This is a genomic window from Streptomyces sp. NPDC002994 (genome assembly GCF_040611155.1).
Classification (GTDB): Bacteria; Actinomycetota; Actinomycetes; order Streptomycetales; family Streptomycetaceae; genus Streptomyces.
In genome coordinates, this window is record NZ_JBEXNQ010000008.1 from 241,677 (window position 1) to 260,663 (window position 18,987).

Annotated in this window: 26 protein-coding genes; 2 read left to right on the top strand and 24 right to left on the bottom strand. The window is 66.6% G+C overall.

Annotated elements, in window-relative coordinates:
- The first annotated feature begins 12 nt into the window (after window positions 1–12).
- Window positions 13–957, top strand: a complete 945-nt coding sequence (locus ABZX79_RS13350; RefSeq protein WP_355255506.1) for a DUF389 domain-containing protein — start codon at window positions 13–15, stop codon at window positions 955–957.
- On the opposite strand, the gene glmM is transcribed toward ABZX79_RS13350, so the two are convergent.
- The 4 genes from glmM to ABZX79_RS13370 all read right to left on the bottom strand — a co-directional run bounded on the left by glmM (window position 954) and on the right by ABZX79_RS13370 (window position 5,543).
- Window positions 954–2,312 carry a phosphoglucosamine mutase gene (gene glmM / locus ABZX79_RS13355; RefSeq protein ID WP_355255509.1) on the bottom strand — a complete coding sequence of 453 codons (1,359 nt, stop codon included), beginning with the start codon at window positions 2,310–2,312 and terminating at the stop codon, window positions 954–956. The genes ABZX79_RS13350 and glmM overlap by 4 nt on opposite strands.
- A 95-nt stretch (window positions 2,313–2,407) precedes the next feature.
- Window positions 2,408–2,935, bottom strand: coding sequence for a 30S ribosomal protein S9 (gene rpsI, locus ABZX79_RS13360; protein WP_355255512.1), 528 nt, complete (start codon window positions 2,933–2,935; stop codon window positions 2,408–2,410).
- A 46-nt stretch (window positions 2,936–2,981) separates the two neighbouring features.
- Window positions 2,982–3,425, bottom strand: coding sequence for a 50S ribosomal protein L13 (gene rplM, locus ABZX79_RS13365; protein WP_214974320.1), 444 nt, complete (start codon window positions 3,423–3,425; stop codon window positions 2,982–2,984).
- A 489-nt stretch (window positions 3,426–3,914) separates the two neighbouring features.
- On the bottom strand, window positions 3,915–5,543 hold the full coding sequence (locus tag ABZX79_RS13370; protein WP_355255515.1) for an ATP-binding cassette domain-containing protein: 1,629 nt from the start codon (window positions 5,541–5,543) through the stop codon (window positions 3,915–3,917).
- A 47-nt stretch (window positions 5,544–5,590) separates the two neighbouring features.
- Here ABZX79_RS13370 and ABZX79_RS13375 point away from each other — a divergent pair, with 47 nt between their 5' ends.
- Window positions 5,591–6,475 carry a hypothetical protein gene (locus ABZX79_RS13375; RefSeq protein WP_355255518.1) on the top strand — a complete coding sequence of 295 codons (885 nt, stop codon included), beginning with the start codon at window positions 5,591–5,593 and terminating at the stop codon, window positions 6,473–6,475.
- On the opposite strand, the gene truA is transcribed toward ABZX79_RS13375, so the two are convergent.
- The 20 genes from truA to rplX form a co-directional block, all read right to left on the bottom strand.
- On the bottom strand, window positions 6,452–7,321 hold the full coding sequence (truA, locus tag ABZX79_RS13380; protein WP_355255521.1) for a tRNA pseudouridine(38-40) synthase TruA: 870 nt from the start codon (window positions 7,319–7,321) through the stop codon (window positions 6,452–6,454). The genes ABZX79_RS13375 and truA overlap by 24 nt on opposite strands.
- 88 nt (window positions 7,322–7,409) lie before the next feature.
- Entirely contained in the window at window positions 7,410–7,907 is a 498-nt protein-coding gene (gene rplQ, locus ABZX79_RS13385) for a 50S ribosomal protein L17 (protein ID WP_355255524.1), read from the bottom strand.
- 138 nt (window positions 7,908–8,045) lie between these two features.
- Window positions 8,046–9,068, bottom strand: coding sequence for a DNA-directed RNA polymerase subunit alpha (locus ABZX79_RS13390; RefSeq protein ID WP_003956430.1), 1,023 nt, complete (start codon window positions 9,066–9,068; stop codon window positions 8,046–8,048).
- Between the two features lie 282 nt (window positions 9,069–9,350).
- Window positions 9,351–9,755: a 30S ribosomal protein S11 gene (gene rpsK, locus ABZX79_RS13395; protein WP_003956432.1), complete on the bottom strand. Its 405-nt coding sequence runs from the start codon at window positions 9,753–9,755 to the stop codon at window positions 9,351–9,353.
- 65 nt (window positions 9,756–9,820) lie between these two features.
- Window positions 9,821–10,201, bottom strand: coding sequence for a 30S ribosomal protein S13 (rpsM, locus tag ABZX79_RS13400; protein ID WP_028812356.1), 381 nt, complete (start codon window positions 10,199–10,201; stop codon window positions 9,821–9,823).
- Between the two features lie 191 nt (window positions 10,202–10,392).
- Window positions 10,393–10,506 carry a 50S ribosomal protein L36 gene (gene rpmJ / locus ABZX79_RS13405; RefSeq protein WP_009740505.1) on the bottom strand — a complete coding sequence of 38 codons (114 nt, stop codon included), beginning with the start codon at window positions 10,504–10,506 and terminating at the stop codon, window positions 10,393–10,395.
- 62 nt (window positions 10,507–10,568) lie between these two features.
- Window positions 10,569–10,790: a translation initiation factor IF-1 gene (gene infA, locus ABZX79_RS13410; protein ID WP_003956442.1), complete on the bottom strand. Its 222-nt coding sequence runs from the start codon at window positions 10,788–10,790 to the stop codon at window positions 10,569–10,571.
- A 425-nt stretch (window positions 10,791–11,215) separates the two neighbouring features.
- Entirely contained in the window at window positions 11,216–12,052 is an 837-nt protein-coding gene (map, locus tag ABZX79_RS13415; protein ID WP_355255529.1) for a type I methionyl aminopeptidase, read from the bottom strand.
- Window positions 12,053–12,228: 176 nt separating this feature from the next.
- Complete coding sequence (locus ABZX79_RS13420; RefSeq protein WP_355255532.1) at window positions 12,229–12,600, bottom strand: hypothetical protein; 372 nt, start codon at window positions 12,598–12,600, stop codon at window positions 12,229–12,231.
- A gap of 246 nt (window positions 12,601–12,846) precedes the next feature.
- Window positions 12,847–13,503, bottom strand: a complete 657-nt coding sequence (locus ABZX79_RS13425; protein WP_355255535.1) for an adenylate kinase — start codon at window positions 13,501–13,503, stop codon at window positions 12,847–12,849.
- On the bottom strand, window positions 13,503–14,816 hold the full coding sequence (gene secY, locus ABZX79_RS13430; protein WP_355255538.1) for a preprotein translocase subunit SecY: 1,314 nt from the start codon (window positions 14,814–14,816) through the stop codon (window positions 13,503–13,505). The genes ABZX79_RS13425 and secY overlap by 1 nt, the downstream gene beginning before the upstream one ends.
- Before the next feature lie 247 nt (window positions 14,817–15,063).
- Window positions 15,064–15,528, bottom strand: a complete 465-nt coding sequence (gene rplO / locus ABZX79_RS13435) for a 50S ribosomal protein L15 (RefSeq protein ID WP_355255541.1) — start codon at window positions 15,526–15,528, stop codon at window positions 15,064–15,066.
- A gap of 1 nt (window position 15,529) precedes the next feature.
- The gene (rpmD, locus tag ABZX79_RS13440; RefSeq protein WP_028812361.1) at window positions 15,530–15,712 is read right to left on the bottom strand and encodes a 50S ribosomal protein L30; all 183 of its coding nucleotides are present in this window, start codon (window positions 15,710–15,712) and stop codon (window positions 15,530–15,532) included.
- Complete coding sequence (gene rpsE, locus ABZX79_RS13445; protein WP_355255544.1) at window positions 15,712–16,314, bottom strand: 30S ribosomal protein S5; 603 nt, start codon at window positions 16,312–16,314, stop codon at window positions 15,712–15,714. Before rpsE ends, rpmD begins: the two co-directional genes overlap by 1 nt.
- A gap of 46 nt (window positions 16,315–16,360) precedes the next feature.
- Window positions 16,361–16,744: a 50S ribosomal protein L18 gene (gene rplR / locus ABZX79_RS13450; RefSeq protein ID WP_028812363.1), complete on the bottom strand. Its 384-nt coding sequence runs from the start codon at window positions 16,742–16,744 to the stop codon at window positions 16,361–16,363.
- 3 nt (window positions 16,745–16,747) lie between these two features.
- Entirely contained in the window at window positions 16,748–17,287 is a 540-nt protein-coding gene (gene rplF, locus ABZX79_RS13455; protein ID WP_355255548.1) for a 50S ribosomal protein L6, read from the bottom strand.
- 21 nt (window positions 17,288–17,308) lie between these two features.
- On the bottom strand, window positions 17,309–17,707 hold the full coding sequence (gene rpsH, locus ABZX79_RS13460) for a 30S ribosomal protein S8 (protein WP_028812365.1): 399 nt from the start codon (window positions 17,705–17,707) through the stop codon (window positions 17,309–17,311).
- A gap of 210 nt (window positions 17,708–17,917) precedes the next feature.
- Window positions 17,918–18,103: a type Z 30S ribosomal protein S14 gene (locus ABZX79_RS13465; protein ID WP_004571834.1), complete on the bottom strand. Its 186-nt coding sequence runs from the start codon at window positions 18,101–18,103 to the stop codon at window positions 17,918–17,920.
- 2 nt (window positions 18,104–18,105) lie between these two features.
- Window positions 18,106–18,663 carry a 50S ribosomal protein L5 gene (rplE, locus tag ABZX79_RS13470; RefSeq protein WP_028812366.1) on the bottom strand — a complete coding sequence of 186 codons (558 nt, stop codon included), beginning with the start codon at window positions 18,661–18,663 and terminating at the stop codon, window positions 18,106–18,108.
- On the bottom strand, window positions 18,663–18,986 hold the full coding sequence (gene rplX, locus ABZX79_RS13475; RefSeq protein WP_069927444.1) for a 50S ribosomal protein L24: 324 nt from the start codon (window positions 18,984–18,986) through the stop codon (window positions 18,663–18,665). The genes rplE and rplX overlap by 1 nt, the downstream gene beginning before the upstream one ends.
- Between the last annotated feature and the right edge of the window lies 1 nt (window position 18,987).

Here is an 18,987-nt window from a genome sequence, read left to right on the forward strand (position 1 = left end):
GGAACAGACACCGTGCTTCACCTCCGCCTGATCGTCCCTGCCGACCGCACCGACGAGGTCGTGAGCACGGTGGAGAAGACGGTAGGCACCACACACATCGCAGTCATCCCCGGGGCGGCCCGCGACCCTGCAGGCGACCTGATCATGTGCGATGTGGCGCGCGAGGCGGGCGACGACCTCATCAACACGCTCCGCGCGATAGGCATCGACGAATGCGGCTCGATCGCCGTGGAGAACATCGACCTCTCCCTCTCCACCCGCGCCGCGAAGGCGGAGAAGGACGCACCCGGCGAAGGCGCGGACGCGGTGCTGTGGGAGCAGCTGTCGGAGGCGACCCACGAGGAGTCGACGCTCTCCGTCACCTACATCGCGTTCCTGTCGCTGGCGACGATGATCGCGGCCTGCGGTGTGGTGCTCGACAACGCGATCCTGATCGTGGGCGCGATGGCGGTGGGCCCGGAGTTCGGCCCGCTGGCCGGCTTCTGCACGGCGCTGGTGCAGCGCGCCCCGAAGCTGGCCTGGCGCTCGTTCGCCGCGCTGATCGTGGGCTTCGCGGCGGCGATGGCGGTGACGGTCCTGTTCAGCCTCTTCATGGACGCGACGAACCTGTTCACCGAGGAAAAACTGAACGCCGACCGACCCAACACGGGCTTCATCTACGCCCCGGACTGGTTCTCGTTCGTAGTGGCGGTACTGGCGGGCTCGGCAGGCATGCTGTCCCTCACCTCGGCCAAGTCCGGCGCCATGGTCGGCGTAGCCATCTCGGTGACGACAGTCCCGGCGGCGGCCAACGCGGCCGTGGCTCTCGCTTACGGCGACGTGGGCCAGACCAAAGGCTCATCCGAGCAGCTTCTGCTGAACCTGCTCGGCATCGTCGTCGCCGGTACGCTCACGCTGCTGGCCCAGAAGTACTTCTGGGCGAAGCAGCGCGAGCGTACAGCCGGCAAGACCGCCTAACCGAGCGCGGACTTCACCACATCGGCGAGCCGCCCCGCGACCGCCTTCGCCTGCTCGATGTCGGCCGCCTCGACCATGACCCGCACGAGCGGCTCGGTGCCCGAGGACCGCAGCAGTACCCGTCCGGTGGCGCCCAGCTCACGCTCGGCGTCGGCGACGGCGGCCGCCAGCTCGGCGGACGTGGTGACGCGCGACTTGTCGACGTCGGGCACGTTGATGAGGATCTGCGGCAGCCGGCTCATGACCCCGGCGAGGTCCGCGAGCGTACGCCCGGTCGCGGCCACCCGCGCGGCCAGCATCAGGCCGGTGAGGGTGCCGTCGCCCGTGGTCGCGTGGTCGAGCACGATCACATGCCCGGACTGCTCGCCACCCAGGGCGTACCCCTCGGCCTTCATCGACTCCAGCACATACCGGTCGCCGACGCCGGTCTGTACGAGCTGGATGCCCTCGCGCTCCATGGCCAGCTTGAAGCCGAGGTTCGACATGACGGTGCCGACCACGGTGTTCTTACGGAGCTGACCGGCTTCCCGCATGGCAAGGGCCAGCACAGCGAGAATCTGATCCCCATCAACTTCACGCCCTCCGGCGTCCACGGCCAGACACCGGTCGGCATCCCCGTCGTGAGCGATCCCAAGATCGGCACCATGCTCAACCACAGCGGCCTGGAGCATCTCCAGGTGCGTGGACCCGCACCCATCGTTGATGTTCAGCCCATCAGGGTCGGCACCAATGGTGATGATCTCGGCGCCGGCCCGGGCGAAGGCCTCGGGCGAAACGCGCGAGGCGGCCCCGTGAGCCTCGTCCAGTACGACCTTCACGCCGTCGAGCCGATTGGGCAGCACACCGATGAGATGGGCGATGTACTGATCCGCGCCCTCGTCGTAGTCGGAAACGCGGCCGACGCCCGCCCCGGTCGGCCGGGCCCACGGCTCGCCGGCCTTGTGCTGCTCGTACACGGCCTCGATGCGGTGCTCCAGCTCGTCGGCGAGCTTGTGCCCACCGCGCGCGAAGAACTTGACACCGTTGTCCGGCATCGCGTTGTGGCTCGCGGAGAGCATGACGCCGAGATCGGCACCGAGCGCCCCGGTGAGGTACGCCACCGCGGGGGTCGGCAGCACCCCGACCCGCAGCACGTCCACGCCCGCGCTCGCGAGACCCGCCACGACGGCGGCCTCCAGAAACTCCCCAGACGCACGCGGATCACGTCCGACCACGGCGGTCGGCCGATGCCCCTCAAAGGTGCCCGCCTCGGCGAGCACATGCGCCGCCGCGACCGACAGACCGAGCGCGAGCTCAGCCGTCAGGTCCGCGTTGGCGACACCGCGCACACCGTCAGTGCCGAAGAGTCGTCCCACTGGTGTCCTCCGAAATGCTGAAAGCGATAAACGAACGCCCCGGCAGCACACGAGGTGCCGCCGGGGCGAACGTCTGATACAGGCGAGCAGGCGGATTAGCGCTTGCTGTACTGCGGCGCCTTACGGGCCTTCTTGAGACCGGCCTTCTTGCGCTCGACCGCACGGTCGTCGCGGGAGAGGAAGCCGGCCTTCTTCAGCGTGGCGCGGTTGTTGTCCACGTCCGCCTCGTTCAGCGCACGGGCGACACCGAGACGGAGCGCACCGGCCTGACCGGAGACGCCGCCACCCGCGATGCGGGCGATGACGTCGTAGCGGCCGTCGAGCTCGAGCACCTTGAAGGGCTCGTTGACTTCCTGCTGGTGAACCTTGTTCGGGAAGTAGTCCTCGAGCGTACGCCCGTTGATCTTCCACTTGCCGGTGCCCGGAACGATCCGGACGCGGGCGATGGCGTTCTTGCGACGGCCCAGGCCGGCCGCCGGCTGCGGGTCACCAAAACGGCCAGCCATCGACTCGGAGGTGTACTCGCCCTCGACGGGCACCTCGGACTCGAAGGTGGTCACCGCGTCGAAGGTCTCTTCAACCTCGGTGTCCTCGACGGGGGTCTCTGCAGTGGTCTCGGCCACGATTCTCCTCAGATTTCTTTCGTTCTTAGGGGTGGTGTGGCCGGAACTACTGCGCGACCTGGGTGATCTCGAACGGCACCGGCTGCTGGGCAGCGTGCGGGTGCTCGGGACCTGCGTAGATCTTCAGCTTCGAGAGCATCTGACGACCCAGGGTGTTCTTGGGGATCATGCCCTTGATGGCCTTCTCTACGGCCTTCTCGGGGCTCTTCGCCAGCAGCTCGTCGTAGCGCACCGAACGGAGACCGCCCGGGAAACCGGAGTGGCGGTACGCCATCTTCTGGGTCTTCTTGTTGCCGGAGAGGTGAACCTTCTCGGCGTTGACAATGATGACGAAGTCGCCCATGTCCATGTGCGGGGCGTAAATCGCCTTGTGCTTGCCCCGCAGGAGGTTGGCGGCAGTCGTCGCCAGACGGCCCAGGACGATGTCCTGCGCGTCGATGATGTGCCACTGGCGCGTGACATCGCCGGGCTTGGGGCTGTACGTACGCACGGTCGTAGCCTTCGCTTCTTCAGTGAGTGGGTCCTGACAAGGCCACCCGGACGATCACGACAGCCATGGCCGCATTCGGGGACGCAACCCGTCTGCCTGCCGCTGGTCATCGGCCCGGTGGACCGGCGTAAGGGCCCCTCGCGTGAGAACGACCAAGCCAATACGCATAACGAACTGGAAGCTTACCCGTCTGGCCCGTACGGGTCAAAACGACCCCGCCCGCGCCACATGGCACGGTGCCAGGAGGGGACGTGTCGGGGCGCTCCCCGCAGGGCGTCGAACGCAACACGCCCGAACAAACCCAGTGCCCGAACGTTCGGCGCCCGAGGAGACGCCCCGACGCGGCACCGACCCCAGAGCCTCCGGCAAGTACCCCCGCCGCAGGCCACGCCAGCCCCCACCGCCCCGCACCCGCACCCGCAGCACCAGCCCCCACCGACCCGCACCCGCACCCGCCCCCGCACGCACCGAACCCCGCGGCGCAAGCCCCTACCGCGCCCGTTCCACCCGCCGCTCGTCCCAGACCGGCTCCGCCGTCTCCCGCACCACACCGTCCGACCCGAACACGAGATACCGGTCGAAGGACTTCGCGAACCACCGGTCGTGCGTAACGGCCAGCACCGTCCCGTCGTACACCTCCAGCCCCTCCTGCAGCGCCTCCGCCGACTCCAGGTCAAGGTTGTCGGTCGGCTCGTCGAGCAGCAGCGCGGTCGTTCCCTCCAGCTCCATCAGCAGGATCTGGAACCGCGCCTGCTGCCCACCCGACAGCCGGTCGAACGCCTGATCCCCCTGCCGCTCGAGCTCGTACCGCCGCAGCGCGCCCATCGCCCCGCCCCGGTCCTTGGAGTGCTCGGACCACAAAATATCGACGAGCGTCCGCCCGACCAGTTCCGGATGCGCGTGCGTCTGCGCGAAGTGCCCGGCCACCACCCGCGCCCCCAGCTTCCACTCCCCCGTGTGCTTGACGTCCTCCCCGGCGAGCAGCCGCAGGAAGTGCGACTTGCCGGACCCGTTCGACCCGAGCACGGCGACCCGCTCCCCGTAATAGACCTCCAGGTCGAACGGCTTCATCAACCCAACAAGCTCCAGCCCCTCACACACGACCGCCCGCACCCCCGTCCGCCCGCCCCTCAGCCGCATCCGGATGTCCTGCTTCCGCGGCGGCTCCGGCGGCGGGCCCGCCTCCTCGAACTTCTCGAACCGCGTCCGCATGGCCCGGTACCGCGAGGCCATGTCGGGGCTGCTCGCCGCCTGCCCCCGCAGCCTCAGCACCAGCGCCTTGAGCCGCGCACGCTCTTCCTCCCACCGCCGCAGGAGCTCCTCGAACCGCGCGAACCGCTCGGCCCGCGCCTCGTGGAAGGTGTCGAACCCGGCACCGTGCACCCACGCGTCGGCCCCCGTCGCGCCCGGCTCCAGGCTCACGATCTTGTCGGCGGCCCGCGAAAGGAGCTCGCGATCATGTGAAACGAAGAAGACCGTCTTGCGGGTCTCCTTCAGCCGCTCCTCCAGCCACCGCTTGCCGGGCACGTCCAGATAGTTGTCCGGCTCGTCCAGCAGCAGCACTTCGTCAGGCCCCCGCAGCAGCGCCTCCAGCACAAGCCGCTTCTGCTCACCCCCACTGAGCGTCCGCACCTCGCGGAACTGCGCCTTGTCGTACTCAATCCCCAGCGCCGCCATGGAGCACATGTCCCAGACGGTCTCGGCGTCGTACCCGCCGACCTCCGCCCAGTCGGACAACGCCTGCGCGTAAGCCATCTGCGCCTTCTCGTCGTCCACGGTCAGGATCTCGTGCTCGGCCCGGTCGACGGCCGCGGCAGCCTCCCGGATGCGCTGCTGAGACACCGAGACCAGCAGGTCCCGCACCGTCCGCTCGTCCTGTACGGACCCCACGAACTGCCCCATCACCCCCAGCCCGCCGCTCACCGTCACCGAGCCGCCATGCGGCTGCAGTTCCCGGGAGATCAGCTTGAGCAGGGTCGTCTTGCCCGCTCCGTTGGGCCCGACCAGGGCCACGACAGCGCCCTCCCCGACCCGGAAGGAAACGTCGCCGAGCAACGGCCGCCCGTCCGGCAGGTAGTACTCGACGTGTGCGGCCTCAAGATGTCCCATGCTCCGCATTGTCGCCGTCGTCCGCCGCATCACCCAACCGGATTAGGATGCGCGGCATGAGCTTTGGGCAAGGGGGGCCCTCCTGGGGTGGCCCCGAGGGACAGCAGAGCCCTCAGGATCCGTACGGAACACAGACCGCACCCGACACGCCGGACTGGGCGGCACTCGCCGACGCCTCCGCCGCACGCGCCCGCAAAAAACGGTGGACGTACATCGGCGGCGGCGTCCTGGCGACCGCGATAGTCGGCGCGATCGTAGCCACAGCGGTAGTCACGACAAACAACAACACAGACCCGAACAACACCACGGCGACCGAGCTGCCGACCCCCGAAACGCTCCCCAACGAGTCCGTCCAGCCGGGCCCCTCCTTCTCCTCCCAGGCGCCGCCGCCCCCGCCGAACCCCCGGGACTTCATCTCCAGCGCGCAGAAGGACAAGCTGCCGCTGAGCGCCGACACCCTCTTCCCCGGCAAGAAGCTGAAGATGGGCGACCGCGCGTACACCAAGGGCGCGACGAACCGCACCACCAGCTGCTCCGCCGCGACCCAGGGAGCGCTGGGCTCCGTACTCGCCGGCAACGGCTGCGACCAGGTCATCCGCGCGACGTACTCGAAGGGCGGCGTGGCCGTGACCGTCGGTGTCGCGGTCTTCGACACCGCCGCCCAGGCCGAGCGGGCCAAAGAGCAGGCGAGCGGCGGCCTGGCCTCCCTCCCCGGCGCCGGCGTCCCCACCTTCTGCCGGGCCGGCGCGATCTGCCGCAAGACGACCAATGCCTACGGCCGCTACGCGTACTTCACCGTCGCCGGCTTCACCACGGGCAAGAACGTCACGGTGTCCGACAAGGACGTCTACACCACCGGCGACGACCTCGCGGAGTTCACCTTCCGCCAGATCCACCAGCGCGGAAAGACCCAGGCGTCAGCAGCAACCACCGCCGGGTGACCCGGGCAGCGTCCGCATGTTGCGGGCCTGCCGGGCACGCGCCGCCAGCAATTCGTCAGCCGGATAGCCCACTTCTTCCAGCGTGAGGCCGTGCGGGCGTACGACATGGACAGCCGAGTCCCGTACGCCCGCCGCCAGCACCTTGCCCGGCCAGTCCGCGTCCCGGTGCCCGTCGCCCACGAACAGCATGGCGCCCACCAGCGACCGCACCATGTTGTGGCAGAAGGCATCGGCGCGCACGGTCGCGGTAATGACCCCGTCCGCCCCGCGCTCCCAGCTGAGCTCCTGCAAGGTGCGAATGGTCGTCGCGCCCTCACGCCTCTTGCAGTACGCCGCGAAATCGTGCTCCCCGACCAGCTTCTCGGCCGCCCGGTTCATGGCGTCGACGTCCAGCGGCCAGTCGTGCCAGAGCACATGTCCGCGCAGCAGCGGGTCGACGCCCCCGGGATTGTCGGTCACGCGGTACGCGTAGCGCCGCCAGACGGCCGCGAACCGGGCGTTGAACCCCGGGGGTGCCTCCGCGACCTTCCAGACCCGTACATCGTGCGGCAGCCGCCCCGCGAGCCGCCGCAGCAGCTTGTCGTGGTGCTCGGCCCACACCTCCTCCGGCAGGTCGACGTGCGCGACCTGGCCGCGCGCGTGCACGCCCGAGTCCGTACGCCCGGCGACCGTCAGCTCGTACGTCACCGAGGACCGCGTCACGGTCCGCAGCGCGTCCTCGATCTCACCGCAGACCGTGCGCCGCTCGGTCTGCTTCGCCCACCCGGAAAAGTCCTTCCCGTCGTACGAAAGATCCAGCCGCACCCGCACGAACCCGGGAGCCGCACCCTCAATGCCCTCGCTCACCCGCAAATCCTCTCCAAGCAACAAAAACCAGAACGGGCCCGCACCGCCCCGAAGGGTGATGCGGGCCCGCCCGGTGGTGTCAGAACGCTCAGGCGTCCTTGGACTCACCCTCGGCAGCCTCGGCGGCCGGAGCGGCGTCCTCGACAGCCTCGTCCTTCTTGAGGGCGTCTTCCTTCACCGCACGCTTCGTCGCGGCCTCGGCCTCACCGGTGGCGGCCTGCGCCACGGTCAGGGCCTCGACGAGCTCGATGACCGCCATCGGGGCGTTGTCGCCACGACGGTTGCCGATCTTCGTGATGCGGGTGTAACCACCGGGGCGGTTCTCGTACCGCGGAGCGATCTCGGTGAACAGCGTGTGCACGATGCTCTTGTCCGTGATCGTCTGCAGCACCAGGCGACGGTTGTGGATGTCGCCCTTCTTCGCCTTGGTGACCAGACGCTCGGCGACGGGGCGCAGGCGGCGGGCCTTGGCCTCGGTCGTCGTGATGCGGCCGTGCTCGAACAGCGACTTCGCCAGGTTGGCGAGAAGCAGACGCTCGTGCGCGGCGCTGCCGCCCAGACGGGCACCCTTTGCGGGACGCGGCATGGTGATTCTCCTAGTGTCTGCACCGGCCGTATCAGGTACCGGTGTCAGTTCCCGCGAGGCGGCCGCCGCGCGGAAGTCTTCAAATCAAGCCCGTCCGGCGATTGAGGACAAAGCCTCAGTCGCCGGCGCGGGGCACGATCAGTACTGCTCGGTCTCGACGAAACCCGCGTCCGCGTCGTCGTCGGCGCCAAAGGCGTCGGCGGCAGCAGTCGGGTCGAAGCCGGGAGGCGAGTCCTTCAGCGCGAGGCCCATACCGGCCAGCTTCGCCTTGACCTCGTCGATCGACTTCGCACCGAAGTTGCGGATGTCGAGCAGGTCGGCCTCGGAGCGCGCCACGAGCTCACCCACGGAGTGGATGCCCTCACGCTTGAGGCAGTTGTACGAACGAACGGTGAGCTCGAGCTCCTCGATCGGCAGCGCGAGATCAGCAGCGAGCGCGGCGTCCGTCGGCGACGGGCCCATGTCGATGCCCTCGGCGTCGATGTTGAGCTCGCGCGCCAGACCGAACAGCTCGACCAGGGTCTTACCGGCGGACGCCATGGCGTCACGCGGGCGCATGGCCTGCTTGGTCTCGACGTCGACGATCAGCTTGTCGAAGTCGGTGCGCTGCTCGACACGGGTCGCCTCGACCTTGTACGTGACCTTGAGCACCGGCGAGTAGATGGAGTCGACCGGAATACGGCCGATCTCCTGGCCCACCTGCTTGTTCTGGACGGCGGAGACGTAGCCGCGACCGCGCTCGACGGTCAGCTCCATCTCCAGCTTGCCCTTGCCGTTCAGCGTCGCGAGAACGAGGTCCGGGTTGTGGACCTCGACACCGGCCGGCGGGGCGATGTCAGCAGCGGTGACCAGACCGGGACCCTGCTTGCGCAGGTACATAACAACCGGCTCGTCGTGCTCGCTGGAAACCACCAGCTGCTTGATGTTGAGGATGAGGTCGGTCACGTCCTCCTTGACACCCGGCACGGTGGTGAACTCGTGCAGGACGCCGTCGATCCGGATGCTGGTGACAGCGGCACCGGGGATCGAGGAGAGGAGCGTACGACGCAGGGAGTTGCCGAGGGTGTAACCGAAGCCCGGCTCGAGGGGCTCGATCACGAACCGCGAGCGGTACTCGTCGACGACCTCTTCGGTCAGCGACGGACGCTGAGCGATAAGCATGAGAAATGCCTCCAGTCTTGGCACCCACTATTTGATGCCAACTGTTACAAGGGTACGGGCGGCACGGCCCGAAGGACCGTACCGCCCGAGTACAACGCGTTCGAAGGTGAAGGTCGGTCTTCACCCCTCACGCACTGCAACAACCAGAGTCGGACGCGAAAGCGTCAGACGCGGCGGCGCTTGGGAGGGCGGCAGCCGTACTGCGACATGTGGGGAGTAACCCCCACACCCCCAGCCGGACACCCGCGCCCCCAGCCAACCGGCGTCAGACGCCGACCCGCGTCAGACGCGGCGGCGCTTGGGAGGGCGGCAGCCGTTGTGCGGGGTGGGGGTGACGTCCTGGATCGAGCCGACCTCGAGGCCAGTGGCCTGGAGGGAGCGGATCGCGGTCTCACGGCCGGAGCCGGGACCCTTGACGAAGACGTCAACCTTGCGCATGCCGTGCTCCTGCGCGCGACGGGCAGCCGACTCGGCGGCCATCTGCGCGGCGAACGGAGTGGACTTGCGCGAGCCCTTGAAGCCGACGTGGCCGGCGGAGGCCCAGGAGATCACGTTGCCCGAGGGGTCGGTGATCGAAACGATCGTGTTGTTGAACGTGCTCTTGATGTGGGCGTGCCCATGAGCGACGTTCTTCTTTTCCTTGCGGCGCACCTTCTTGGCGGCGCCCTGACGACCCTTGGGGGGCATCTATATCTCCTACGGGAGGTGGTCGGTCCTACAGCGAAGACCGCTGATGAGCGTCCGGCTGAGGACTACTTCTTGCCCGGCTTCTTCTTACCGGCGATCGCGCGACGCGGGCCCTTGCGGGTACGAGCGTTCGTGCTGGTGCGCTGGCCGTGAACCGGCAGGCCGCGGCGGTGACGCAGACCCTGGTAGCAGCCGATCTCGACCTTGCGGCGGATGTCGGCCTGCACCTCGCGACGGAGGTCACCCTCGGTCTTGAAGTTGACGTCGACGTACTCGCGGATCTTGACCAGGTCCTCTTCGGCCAGGTCACGAACGCGCGTGTCCGGGTTCACGCCGGTAGCGGCGAGAGTCTCCTGGGCACGGGTACGACCGATGCCGAAGACGTAGGTAAGGGCGACCTCGATACGCTTTTCGCGCGGGAGGTCAACGCCTTCAAGGCGTGCCATTCATGGCTCCTGTTTGCTCGGAGGTCTTCCGCAGAACCGCTCCGTGGCCACCGACCACTCCCCTCAGGGAGCGTTACGGACCAGGTCCCCGGCCTCCGCCGGAGGTGTCAGCACCCGTGGGCACTGGGTTCTGCGTAATTACGTTTTTGCTTGCGTCGCGCGAAGTTCTGCGAGATGCAGGGGGTCGTACGTCAGCCCTGGCGCTGCTTGTGGCGCAGGTTTTCGCAGATGACCATGACCCGGCCGTGACGGCGGATCACCTTGCACTTGTCGCAGATCTTCTTGACGCTCGGCTTGACCTTCATGGGATGTGAGGTTCTCCGGGTCAGTGCCATCGCTCCGCGTAACCACGGAGCGCGGGCAAGATCTACTTGTACCGGTAGACGATCCGGCCACGCGTCAGGTCGTACGGAGACAGCTCCACAACGACCCGGTCATCCGGGAGGATGCGGATGTAGTGCATACGCATCTTGCCGCTGATGTGCGCTAGGACTTTGTGACCGTTCTGAAGTTCCACCTTGAACATTGCGTTCGGGAGGGACTCGATCACGGTGCCCTCGATTTCGATGGCACCTTGCTTCTTGGCCACGCTTCGCCCTTCGAATCGGCTACCTTGATCGACTCACGCATCCGTATGCAGGCATACGGGTACACGCGAGCCGACGAGTCAGTCTACGTCAGGCACCCGGAAAAGACGAATCCGGCAAGTGTGCCCAACAGTCAAGATCGTTACTCCGTACGGCCGAGCCGAGCTGGCCCAGCCGAGCCGCTTCCCAACGCCGCCCTCGCGGGCTCGGCGCCCGGGGGCGCCTCACAAGCTTCGAGCGACTGCGCCGGACTCCGTCCGCCGGGACCGGCGCTCAGCCCAGCGGATCCGGCGCGGCCGTAACCCCATACTCAGCCAGCTTCGCCTTGCCACCGACCTATCCCCGACGTCCCCCTCGCGGGCTCGGCGCCGGGGCGCCTCACAAGCTTCGAGCGACTGCGCCGGACTCCGTCCGCCGGGACCGGGGCTCAGCCCAGCGGATCCGGCGCGGCCGTAACCCCATACTCAGCCAGCTTGGCCTTTCCGCCGTCCACCGCGGTCAGGACCAACGGTCCCTCCTCGGTCAGCGCTACCGAGTGCTCCCAGTGCGAGGACCAGGTCCCGTCGGTCGTCACGACGGTCCAGTTGTCCTCCAGGACATCCGTCTGCGCCGTACCGAGGCTCACCATCGGCTCGATCGCCAGGCAGAAGCCGGGGACCAGCTTCGGGCCCTTGCCGCGCTTGCGCGTGACGTAGTTCAGCAGGTGCGGGTCCATGTGCATCTCGGAGCCGATGCCGTGCCCGCCGTAGTCCTCGATGATCCCGTACTTACCGGTCGCCGGACGCGGCTGGCGGCGGATGTACGACTCGATCGCCTTGGAGATGTCGACCAGCCGGTTGCCCAGCTTCATCGCGGCGAGACCCGCCCACATCGACTCCTCGGTCACCCGCGACAGCTCGATCAGCTCGGGCGCGTGCCCCGTACCCACGAAGGCGGTGTACGCCGCGTCGCCGTGCCAGCCGTCGACGATCGCGCCGGCGTCGATCGAGATGATGTCGCCGTCCTTCAGGACCGTCTTCTCGTCGGGGATGCCGTGGACGACGACCTCGTTGACCGACGTGCAGATGGTGGCGGGGAAACCGCCGTACCCGAGGAAGTTCGACTTCGCACCGTGCTCGGCGAGCACCTTGCGGGACACCTCGTCCAGGTCCCGCGTGGTGGCGCCCGGCACGGCCGCCTCACGCGTGGCCGCGTGGACGGCGGCGACGACCAGCCCCGCCTCGCGCATCTTCGCGATCTGCTCTGGGGTCTTGATCTCCACCATGATGGGTTGCGCCTCCTGGCACTGGTATTGCGGCGCTCCAGGATACGCGTACAGACAGATGTGCTCTGAAGCGGGCGGAGGCGTCACGTCCAACGCAGCAAAGCTCCGGTCGATGCAGGCATATCGGTTGATCGCCTGCACTGACCGGAGCTTGGATGCTTCGAGCGGCTTACTCGTTACTCGTCGAACACCGCAGACACGACGCAGCCACCGCCGCCGTTCCAGCACAGCAGCATGTCGTAGGGCTGGTTGAACATGATGTCGTAGCCCTTCGAGTCGCAACCAGCGTCACCGCCATCGTCGACGGTGAGGACAGTCCTTATCTCATTCGATGTGTTGATGGTCCTCAGATATCCGGTAACGCCGTGGCCGTCAGCGTTGGTGTCGCAGACCCGGAAGACGTCCCCGTCGTCGATGTGCGTCATCTGGCCACGGCCACTCAGGGTGAGGTACTGGTTTGCGGCAAAAGCCGGCGCCGCCGTGAAACCGATCGACATGGCAGCGGCCGCAACGACCACGGCTCCACGCTTGAACATAGTTTTAGCCATTTGATAGCCCCCCTTGCTGTATGGGTCGCGTAACGACCCAAAACGCCTTGCGAGTAACGCTGTTTGGGCGTTACCACAATGATCGATACGACCGTACCAATCAGACTCTTGTATGTCCACGGTCATCCAGTAGCCCGTGAAGAAGCCCCCGTCGTCCCGATCGGACGGCGGGGGCTTCGTTACTGGCTCAGTGAGAGCATGCGACGTGGCCCTGCGATCTAGGCAGGGGGCTCTGCAGGACCCTGCTCAATGCCTCAGCTGGGGCAGAGCCGCCATGGCCCGCCGCGTGACCTCTTCGACCTTACCGAGCGCGGAGATCGTCACCACGAGGCCCTGGGCCTTGTAGTGGTCGATGATCGGCTCGGTCTCGCGGTGGTACACGTCGAGCCGGTTCCGGACCGTCGCCTCGGTGTCGTCCCCGCGCTGGTACAACTCACCACCGCAGACGTCGCACACACCCTCCGTCTTCGGGGACGCGTAGAACACGTGGAAGACGTGCGCGGAGTCGTTCCGGCAGATCCGCCGTCCCGCGATCCGCTTGACGATCTCGTCCTCAGGCACCTCGAGATCGAGCACGGCGTCCAACTTCGTGCCCGTGCCGTCGAGGAACGCGTCGAGCGCGACCGCCTGGGAGACGTTCCGCGGGAACCCATCGAGCAGGAACCCGTTCTCCGCGTCAGACTGCCGCATACGGTCCTCGGCCATCCCGATGGTGACCTCGTCCGGCACCAGGTTTCCCGCGTTCATGTAGGACTTGGCCTGACGACCCAGCTCAGTCTCCTGGCTGATGTTGGCGCGGAAGAGATCACCCGTGGAGATGTGCGGGATACCCAGGTTCTTGGCAAGGAACGCGGCCTGCGTTCCCTTGCCCGCACCGGGCGGCCCGACGAGGACGATTCGCATCAGCGGAGGAACCCTTCGTAATTGCGCTGCTGGAGCTGACTCTCGATCTGCTTCACGGTCTCGAGACCCACACCCACGATGATGAGGATGCTTGTTCCACCAAAGGGGAAGTCCGCGTTCGCGTCGAAGCCGGCCAACGCCGTCGTCGGCACAAGAGCAATCAGGCCCAGGTACAGCGAGCCCGGCCACGTGATCCGGTTGAGCACGTAGCTCAGGTACTCGGCGGTAGGCCGACCTGCCCGGATACCCGGGATGAAGCCACCATACTTCTTCATGTTGTCGGCGACTTCCTCGGGGTTGAACGAAATCGCCACATAGAAGAAGGCGAAGAACACGATCAACAGGAAGTAGGTGGCGATGTAGATGGGCTTGCCATCGATGAAGTTGAGCTGAATCCACCTACCCCAGCCGGAGTTTGCCCCCCCACCGCTGAACTGAACGATGAGCATCGGGATGTAGAGCAGCGACGAAGCGAAGATGACCGGGATCACACCGGCCTGGTTGACCTTCAGCGGGATGTAAGTGGACGTACCGCCGTAGGACTTCCGCCCGATCATGCGCTTCGCATATTGCACGGGGATCCTGCGCTGCGCCTGTTCAACGAAGACCACGAGGCCAACCATGGCGAAGCCGACGAGCATCACGATGCCGAACTCGATCCAGCCGTTCGCGAGTTCGCCCTTCTCCTTGATAGCCCACAGCGCGCCCGGGAAGCCAGCGGCGATCGAGATGAACATCAGGATCGACATGCCGTTGCCGATGCCGCGGTCGGTCACGAGCTCACCGAGCCACATGACGGCCGCAGTGCCCGCGGTCATCGTGACGACCATCACGATGGTGATGAAGATGGACTTGTCCGGGACGATCTGCCCAGCGACCGGGCAGCCCTGGAAGATCGCACCGTTGCGGGCGGTGGCCACCAGACCGGTGCCCTGCAGCACGGCCAGGGCGACCGTCAGATAACGCGTGTACTGCGTGATCTTGGCCGTACCGGACTGTCCCTCCTTCTTGAGGGCCTCCAGCCGCGGGATCACCACGGTCAGCAGCTGCAGGATGATGCTCGCCGTGATGTACGGCATGATGCCGAGCGCGAAGATCGTGATCTGCAGCAGGGCTCCACCGCTGAACAGGTTGACGAGCCCGAAGAGCCCGCCGGTCTGCGCCTGGTCGACACAGATCTGCACGTTCTTGTAGTTGACGCCGGGAACCGGAACGTGGGCCCCGAGCCGGTACAGCACGATGATGCCCAGTGTGAAGAGCAGCTTCTTGCGCAGGTCGGGCGTCTTGAACGCCCGGGCGAACGCGGTGAGCACGGTGCCTCCTGCGACCCCCGCGCTACTGCGTCAGAGGTGACGGTATTGAGGATCGACGAATCCGACGGAACAACGAATGCAACTAGTACACGAATACAAAGCAGTCAAAAGCCGTGCGGACACACCGCACGGAAGTTAACGGTGCACGCCACCATACCGGCGACGATGCCCCCCTTGGAACGACCAACCGGGGATGCCCCATATGTGAGGCATCCCCGGTCGATGTTCAAGCCATCGGGCTCGTCTCTCAGACGAGCTCGGTGACGGTGCCGCCAGCGGCAGCGATCTTCTCCTTGGCGGAGGCGGAAACGGCGTCAACCGTCACCGTCAGCGCCACGGAGATCTCGCCGGCGCCGAGCACCTTGACGAGTTCGTTCTTACGAACCGCACCCTTGGCGACCAGGTCGGCCACCGTGACCTCTCCACCCTGCGGGTAGAGGTCGGCGAGCTTGTCCAGGTTCACGACCTGGTACTCGGTGCGGAACGGGTTCCGGAAGCCCTTGAGCTTCGGCAGACGCATGTGGAGGGGCATCTGCCCGCCCTCGAAGCGCTGCGGAACCTGGTAACGGGCCTTGGTGCCCTTGGTACCACGACCTGCGGTCTTACCCTTGGACGCCTCGCCACGACCCACACGGGTCTTGGCGGTCTTGGCGCCCGGGGCGGGCCGGAGGTTGTGGACCTTCAGCGGGTTATTCGCCGAGGACTCAGCCATGTCAGTCGACCTCCTCAACCGTCACGAGGTGGCGGACGGTGTGAACCATTCCGCGGAACTCGGGGCGGTCCTCCTTGACAACCACGTCGTTCAGGCGCTTGAGCCCGAGCGAACGCAGGGTGTCGCGGTGGTTCTGCTTGCTGCCGATGTACGACTTCGTCTGCGTGATCTGGAGACGGGCCATTACGCACCCGCTCCCGCACGCGCACGGAGCAGGGCCGCGGGGGCCACGTCCTCGAGGGGCAGACCACGGCGAGCCGCGATCTCCTCGGGACGCTGCAGACCCTTGAGGGCCGTCACAGTCGCGTGGACGATGTTGATCGGGTTCGACGAGCCGAGCGACTTCGACAGGATGTCGTGAACGCCGGCGCACTCGAGCACGGCTCGCACCGGGCCACCGGCGATAACGCCGGTACCGGGGGAAGCCGGCTTGAGCAGGACGACGCCCGCAGCCTTCTCGCCCTGAATCGGGTGAGGGATGGTGCCCTGGATGCGCGGAACCTTGAAGAAGGACTTCTTGGCCTCTTCAACGCCCTTGGCAATGGCCGCGGGAACTTCCTTGGCCTTGCCGTATCCGACGCCTACAGTGCCGTCACCGTCGCCCACCACGACCAGCGCGGTGAAGCTGAAGCGGCGACCACCCTTGACAACCTTGGCAACGCGGTTGATCGCGACAACGCGCTCAACGTAAGCGGTCTTCTCGGCGGCAGGGCCACCGTCGCGACCCTTCCGGTCCCGCCGCTCGCCGCCACCGGCACCGCTTCCGCGGCGCTGGGGTCCAGCCATTGGATTTACCTCTCTCTGTTACGTCCGTTAGTCCCGGAACCGGGGCTTAGAACTTCAGCCCGGCTTCGCGGGCGGCGTCAGCCAGAGCGGCAATGCGCCCGGCGTACCTGTTGCCACCACGGTCGAACACGACGGCCTCGACGCCGGCAGCCTTGGCACGCTCGGCGACAAGTGCGCCGACCTGCTGGGCCTGGGCGCTCTTGTCGGCCTCGCCACCGCGGATCGAAGCGTCCAGGGTCGACGCCGACGCGAGCGTGTGGCCCGCGATGTCGTCGATGACCTGAGCAACGATGTTGCGGTTGGAGCGCGTCACGACCAGGCGAGGACGCTCCGGCGTACCGGAGACGTGCTTGCGGACGCGGATGTGGCGGCGCTTGATGGCAGCGCGCTTGTACGCGTCACCCTTGGCGATCTTTACACCGTATGCCATGGCTTACTTACCCGCCTTTCCAACCTTGCGGCGGATAACCTCGCCGGCGTACTTGACGCCCTTGGCCTTGTACGGGTCGGGCTTCCGCAGCTTGCGGATGTTAGCGGCGACCTCGCCGACCTTCTGCTTGTCGATGCCCTCGACGCTGAGCTTCGTGGGCGACTCGACCTTGAAGGTGATGCCCTCGGGGGCCTCAACGACGATCGGGTGGCTGTAGCCCAGGGCGAACTCCAGGTTGGAGCCCTTCGCCTGGACGCGGTAACCGACACCGCTGATCTCGAGCGCCTTCGTGTAACCCGCGGTCACGCCGGTGATCATGTTCGCCACCAGCGTGCGGGACAGGCCGTGGAGGGCCTTGTTCTGACGCTCGTCGTTGGGGCGCAGCACCGAGAGGGTGCCGTCCTCGCCCTTGGTGACCTCGATGGGCGCTGCGACGGTGTGCGAGAGGGAACCCTTGGGGCCCTTCACCGCGACCGTGCGGCCATCGATGGTGACGTCCACACCGGCGGGAACCTGGATGGGGAGCTTGCCGATTCGCGACATTAGCTTTCCTTCCTTTCCCGACTACCAGACGTAGGCGAGGACTTCCCCACCTACGCCCTTCTTGCCTGCCTGCTGGCCGGTCAGGAGACCGTGGGACGTGGAGATGATCGCCACGCCCAGGCCGCCGAGGACCTTCGGCAGGTTGGTGGACTTCGCGTAAACGCGCAGACCCGGCTTCGAGATCCGCTTGATGCCCGCAATGGAGCGCTCACGGTTCGGGCCGAACTTCAGCTCGAGGACGAGGGACTTGCCAACTTCGGCGTCCTCGACCTTCCAGCCAGTGATGAAGCCCTCCTGCTGGAGGATCTCCGCGATGTGCGACTTGATCTTGCTGTGCGGCATAGCCACGGTGTCGTGGTACGCCGAGTTCGCGTTACGCAGACGAGTCAGCATGTCCGCGATCGGATCAGTCATGGTCATGAATTGGCCTTCGGCCTCTCTCGCCGGGGTTTCCTGTATGCGCCATCCCTCTCCCCACTCAGTGGCGGGACGGGTGCGGTGCGGGGACCTACGGCGTAGTAAGTCGGTCAGGGCGGCAGGCGCCCAACCCCGCAAGCCTACGGCATGCGGTGTCGGGCTCCTGCCGACCAGATACTTACCGAGAGCATCCGGAGTACGGGAAGTCCCGTACTACCAGGAGCTCTTGGTTACGCCCGGCAGCTCGCCACGGTGAGCCATCTCACGAAGGCACACGCGGCACAGGCCGAACTTGCGGTAGACGGAGTGCGGCCGGCCGCAGCGCTGGCAACGCGTGTACGCGCGCACAGCGAACTTCGGCTTGCGGGCCGCCTTAGCGATCAGGGCCTTCTTCGCCACGGTCAGTTCTCCTTGAACGGGAAGCCGAGGTGACGAAGGAGGGCACGACCCTCGTCGTCGTTGGTCGCCGTGGTGACCACGGTGATGTCCATGCCCCGGACCCGGTCGATCTTGTCCTGGTCGATCTCGTGGAACATGACCTGCTCCGTGAGACCGAAGGTGTAGTTGCCACGGCCGTCGAACTGCTTCGGCGACAGACCACGGAAGTCACGGATACGCGGCAGCGCGAGCGACAGCGTACGGTCCAGGAACTCCCACATGCGGTCACCGCGGAGGGTGACGTGGCAGCCGATCGGCTGACCCTCGCGCAGCTTGAACTGCGCGATGGACTTCCGGGCCTTGGTGACGGCCGGCTTCTGGCCCGTGATCGTGGTGAGGTCGCGAATGGCGCCATCGATCAGCTTGGAGTCGCGGGCGGCGTCGCCCACACCCATGTTGACCACGATCTTGACGAGACCGGGGATCTGCATGACGTTCTCGTACGAGAACTCTTCACGCAGCTTGCCCGCGATCTCCTCGCGGTAGCGCAGCTTGAGGCGCGGTGCGGTGGTGGTAGTCATCAGATGTCCTCACCGGTCCGCTTGGCAACGCGGATCTTGTTGCCCTCGTCGTCAAAGCGGTAGCCGACGCGGGTAACGACCTTCTTGCCGTCCTTCTCCACAACCAGCTGAACGTTGCTGACGTGGATCAGGGCCTCGGTCGTCACAATGCCACCGGTCTGCGAACCGCGAGCGGTCTGGCCGGCCTTGGTGTGCTTCTTGACCCGGTTGACACCCTCGACCAGGACACGGTTCTCGCGGGGCACGGCCAGAATGACCTTGCCCTGCTTGCCCTTGTCCTTACCGGTGATGACCTGAACCAGGTCGCCCTTCTTGATCTTCATG

What these genes read in the sequence shown, in the direction of transcription:
- rplX (WP_069927444.1), bottom strand. Translation starts at nt 18,986, where the DNA reads ATGAAGATCAAGAAGGGCGACCTGGTTCAGGTCATCACCGGTAAGGAC.
- rpsM (WP_028812356.1), bottom strand. Translation starts at nt 10,201, where the DNA reads ATGGCACGCCTTGAAGGCGTTGACCTCCCGCGCGAAAAGCGTATCGAG.
- rplR (WP_028812363.1), bottom strand. Translation starts at nt 16,744, where the DNA reads ATGGCATACGGTGTAAAGATCGCCAAGGGTGACGCGTACAAGCGCGCT.
- rplE (WP_028812366.1), bottom strand. Translation starts at nt 18,663, where the DNA reads ATGACTACCACCACCGCACCGCGCCTCAAGCTGCGCTACCGCGAGGAG.
- ABZX79_RS13390 (WP_003956430.1), bottom strand. Translation starts at nt 9,068, where the DNA reads ATGCTTATCGCTCAGCGTCCGTCGCTGACCGAAGAGGTCGTCGACGAG.
- rplF (WP_355255548.1), bottom strand. Translation starts at nt 17,287, where the DNA reads ATGTCGCGAATCGGCAAGCTCCCCATCCAGGTTCCCGCCGGTGTGGAC.
- rplO (WP_355255541.1), bottom strand. Translation starts at nt 15,528, where the DNA reads ATGGCTGAGTCCTCGGCGAATAACCCGCTGAAGGTCCACAACCTCCGG.
- rpsE (WP_355255544.1), bottom strand. Translation starts at nt 16,314, where the DNA reads ATGGCTGGACCCCAGCGCCGCGGAAGCGGTGCCGGTGGCGGCGAGCGG.
- ABZX79_RS13420 (WP_355255532.1), bottom strand. Translation starts at nt 12,600, where the DNA reads ATGGCTAAAACTATGTTCAAGCGTGGAGCCGTGGTCGTTGCGGCCGCT.
- rplQ (WP_355255524.1), bottom strand. Translation starts at nt 7,907, where the DNA reads ATGCCGCGTCCCGCAAAGGGTGCCCGTCTGGGCGGCAGCGCCGCGCAC.
- rpsH (WP_028812365.1), bottom strand. Translation starts at nt 17,707, where the DNA reads ATGACCATGACTGATCCGATCGCGGACATGCTGACTCGTCTGCGTAAC.
- rpmJ (WP_009740505.1), bottom strand. Translation starts at nt 10,506, where the DNA reads ATGAAGGTCAAGCCGAGCGTCAAGAAGATCTGCGACAAGTGCAAGGTG.
- ABZX79_RS13425 (WP_355255535.1), bottom strand. Translation starts at nt 13,503, where the DNA reads ATGCGAATCGTCCTCGTCGGGCCGCCCGGTGCGGGCAAGGGAACGCAG.
- rpmD (WP_028812361.1), bottom strand. Translation starts at nt 15,712, where the DNA reads ATGGCCCGTCTCCAGATCACGCAGACGAAGTCGTACATCGGCAGCAAG.
- ABZX79_RS13370 (WP_355255515.1), bottom strand. Translation starts at nt 5,543, where the DNA reads ATGCGGAGCATGGGACATCTTGAGGCCGCACACGTCGAGTACTACCTG.
- ABZX79_RS13375 (WP_355255518.1), top strand. Translation starts at nt 5,591, where the DNA reads ATGAGCTTTGGGCAAGGGGGGCCCTCCTGGGGTGGCCCCGAGGGACAG.
- rpsK (WP_003956432.1), bottom strand. Translation starts at nt 9,755, where the DNA reads ATGCCCCCCAAGGGTCGTCAGGGCGCCGCCAAGAAGGTGCGCCGCAAG.
- map (WP_355255529.1), bottom strand. Translation starts at nt 12,052, where the DNA reads ATGGTGGAGATCAAGACCCCAGAGCAGATCGCGAAGATGCGCGAGGCG.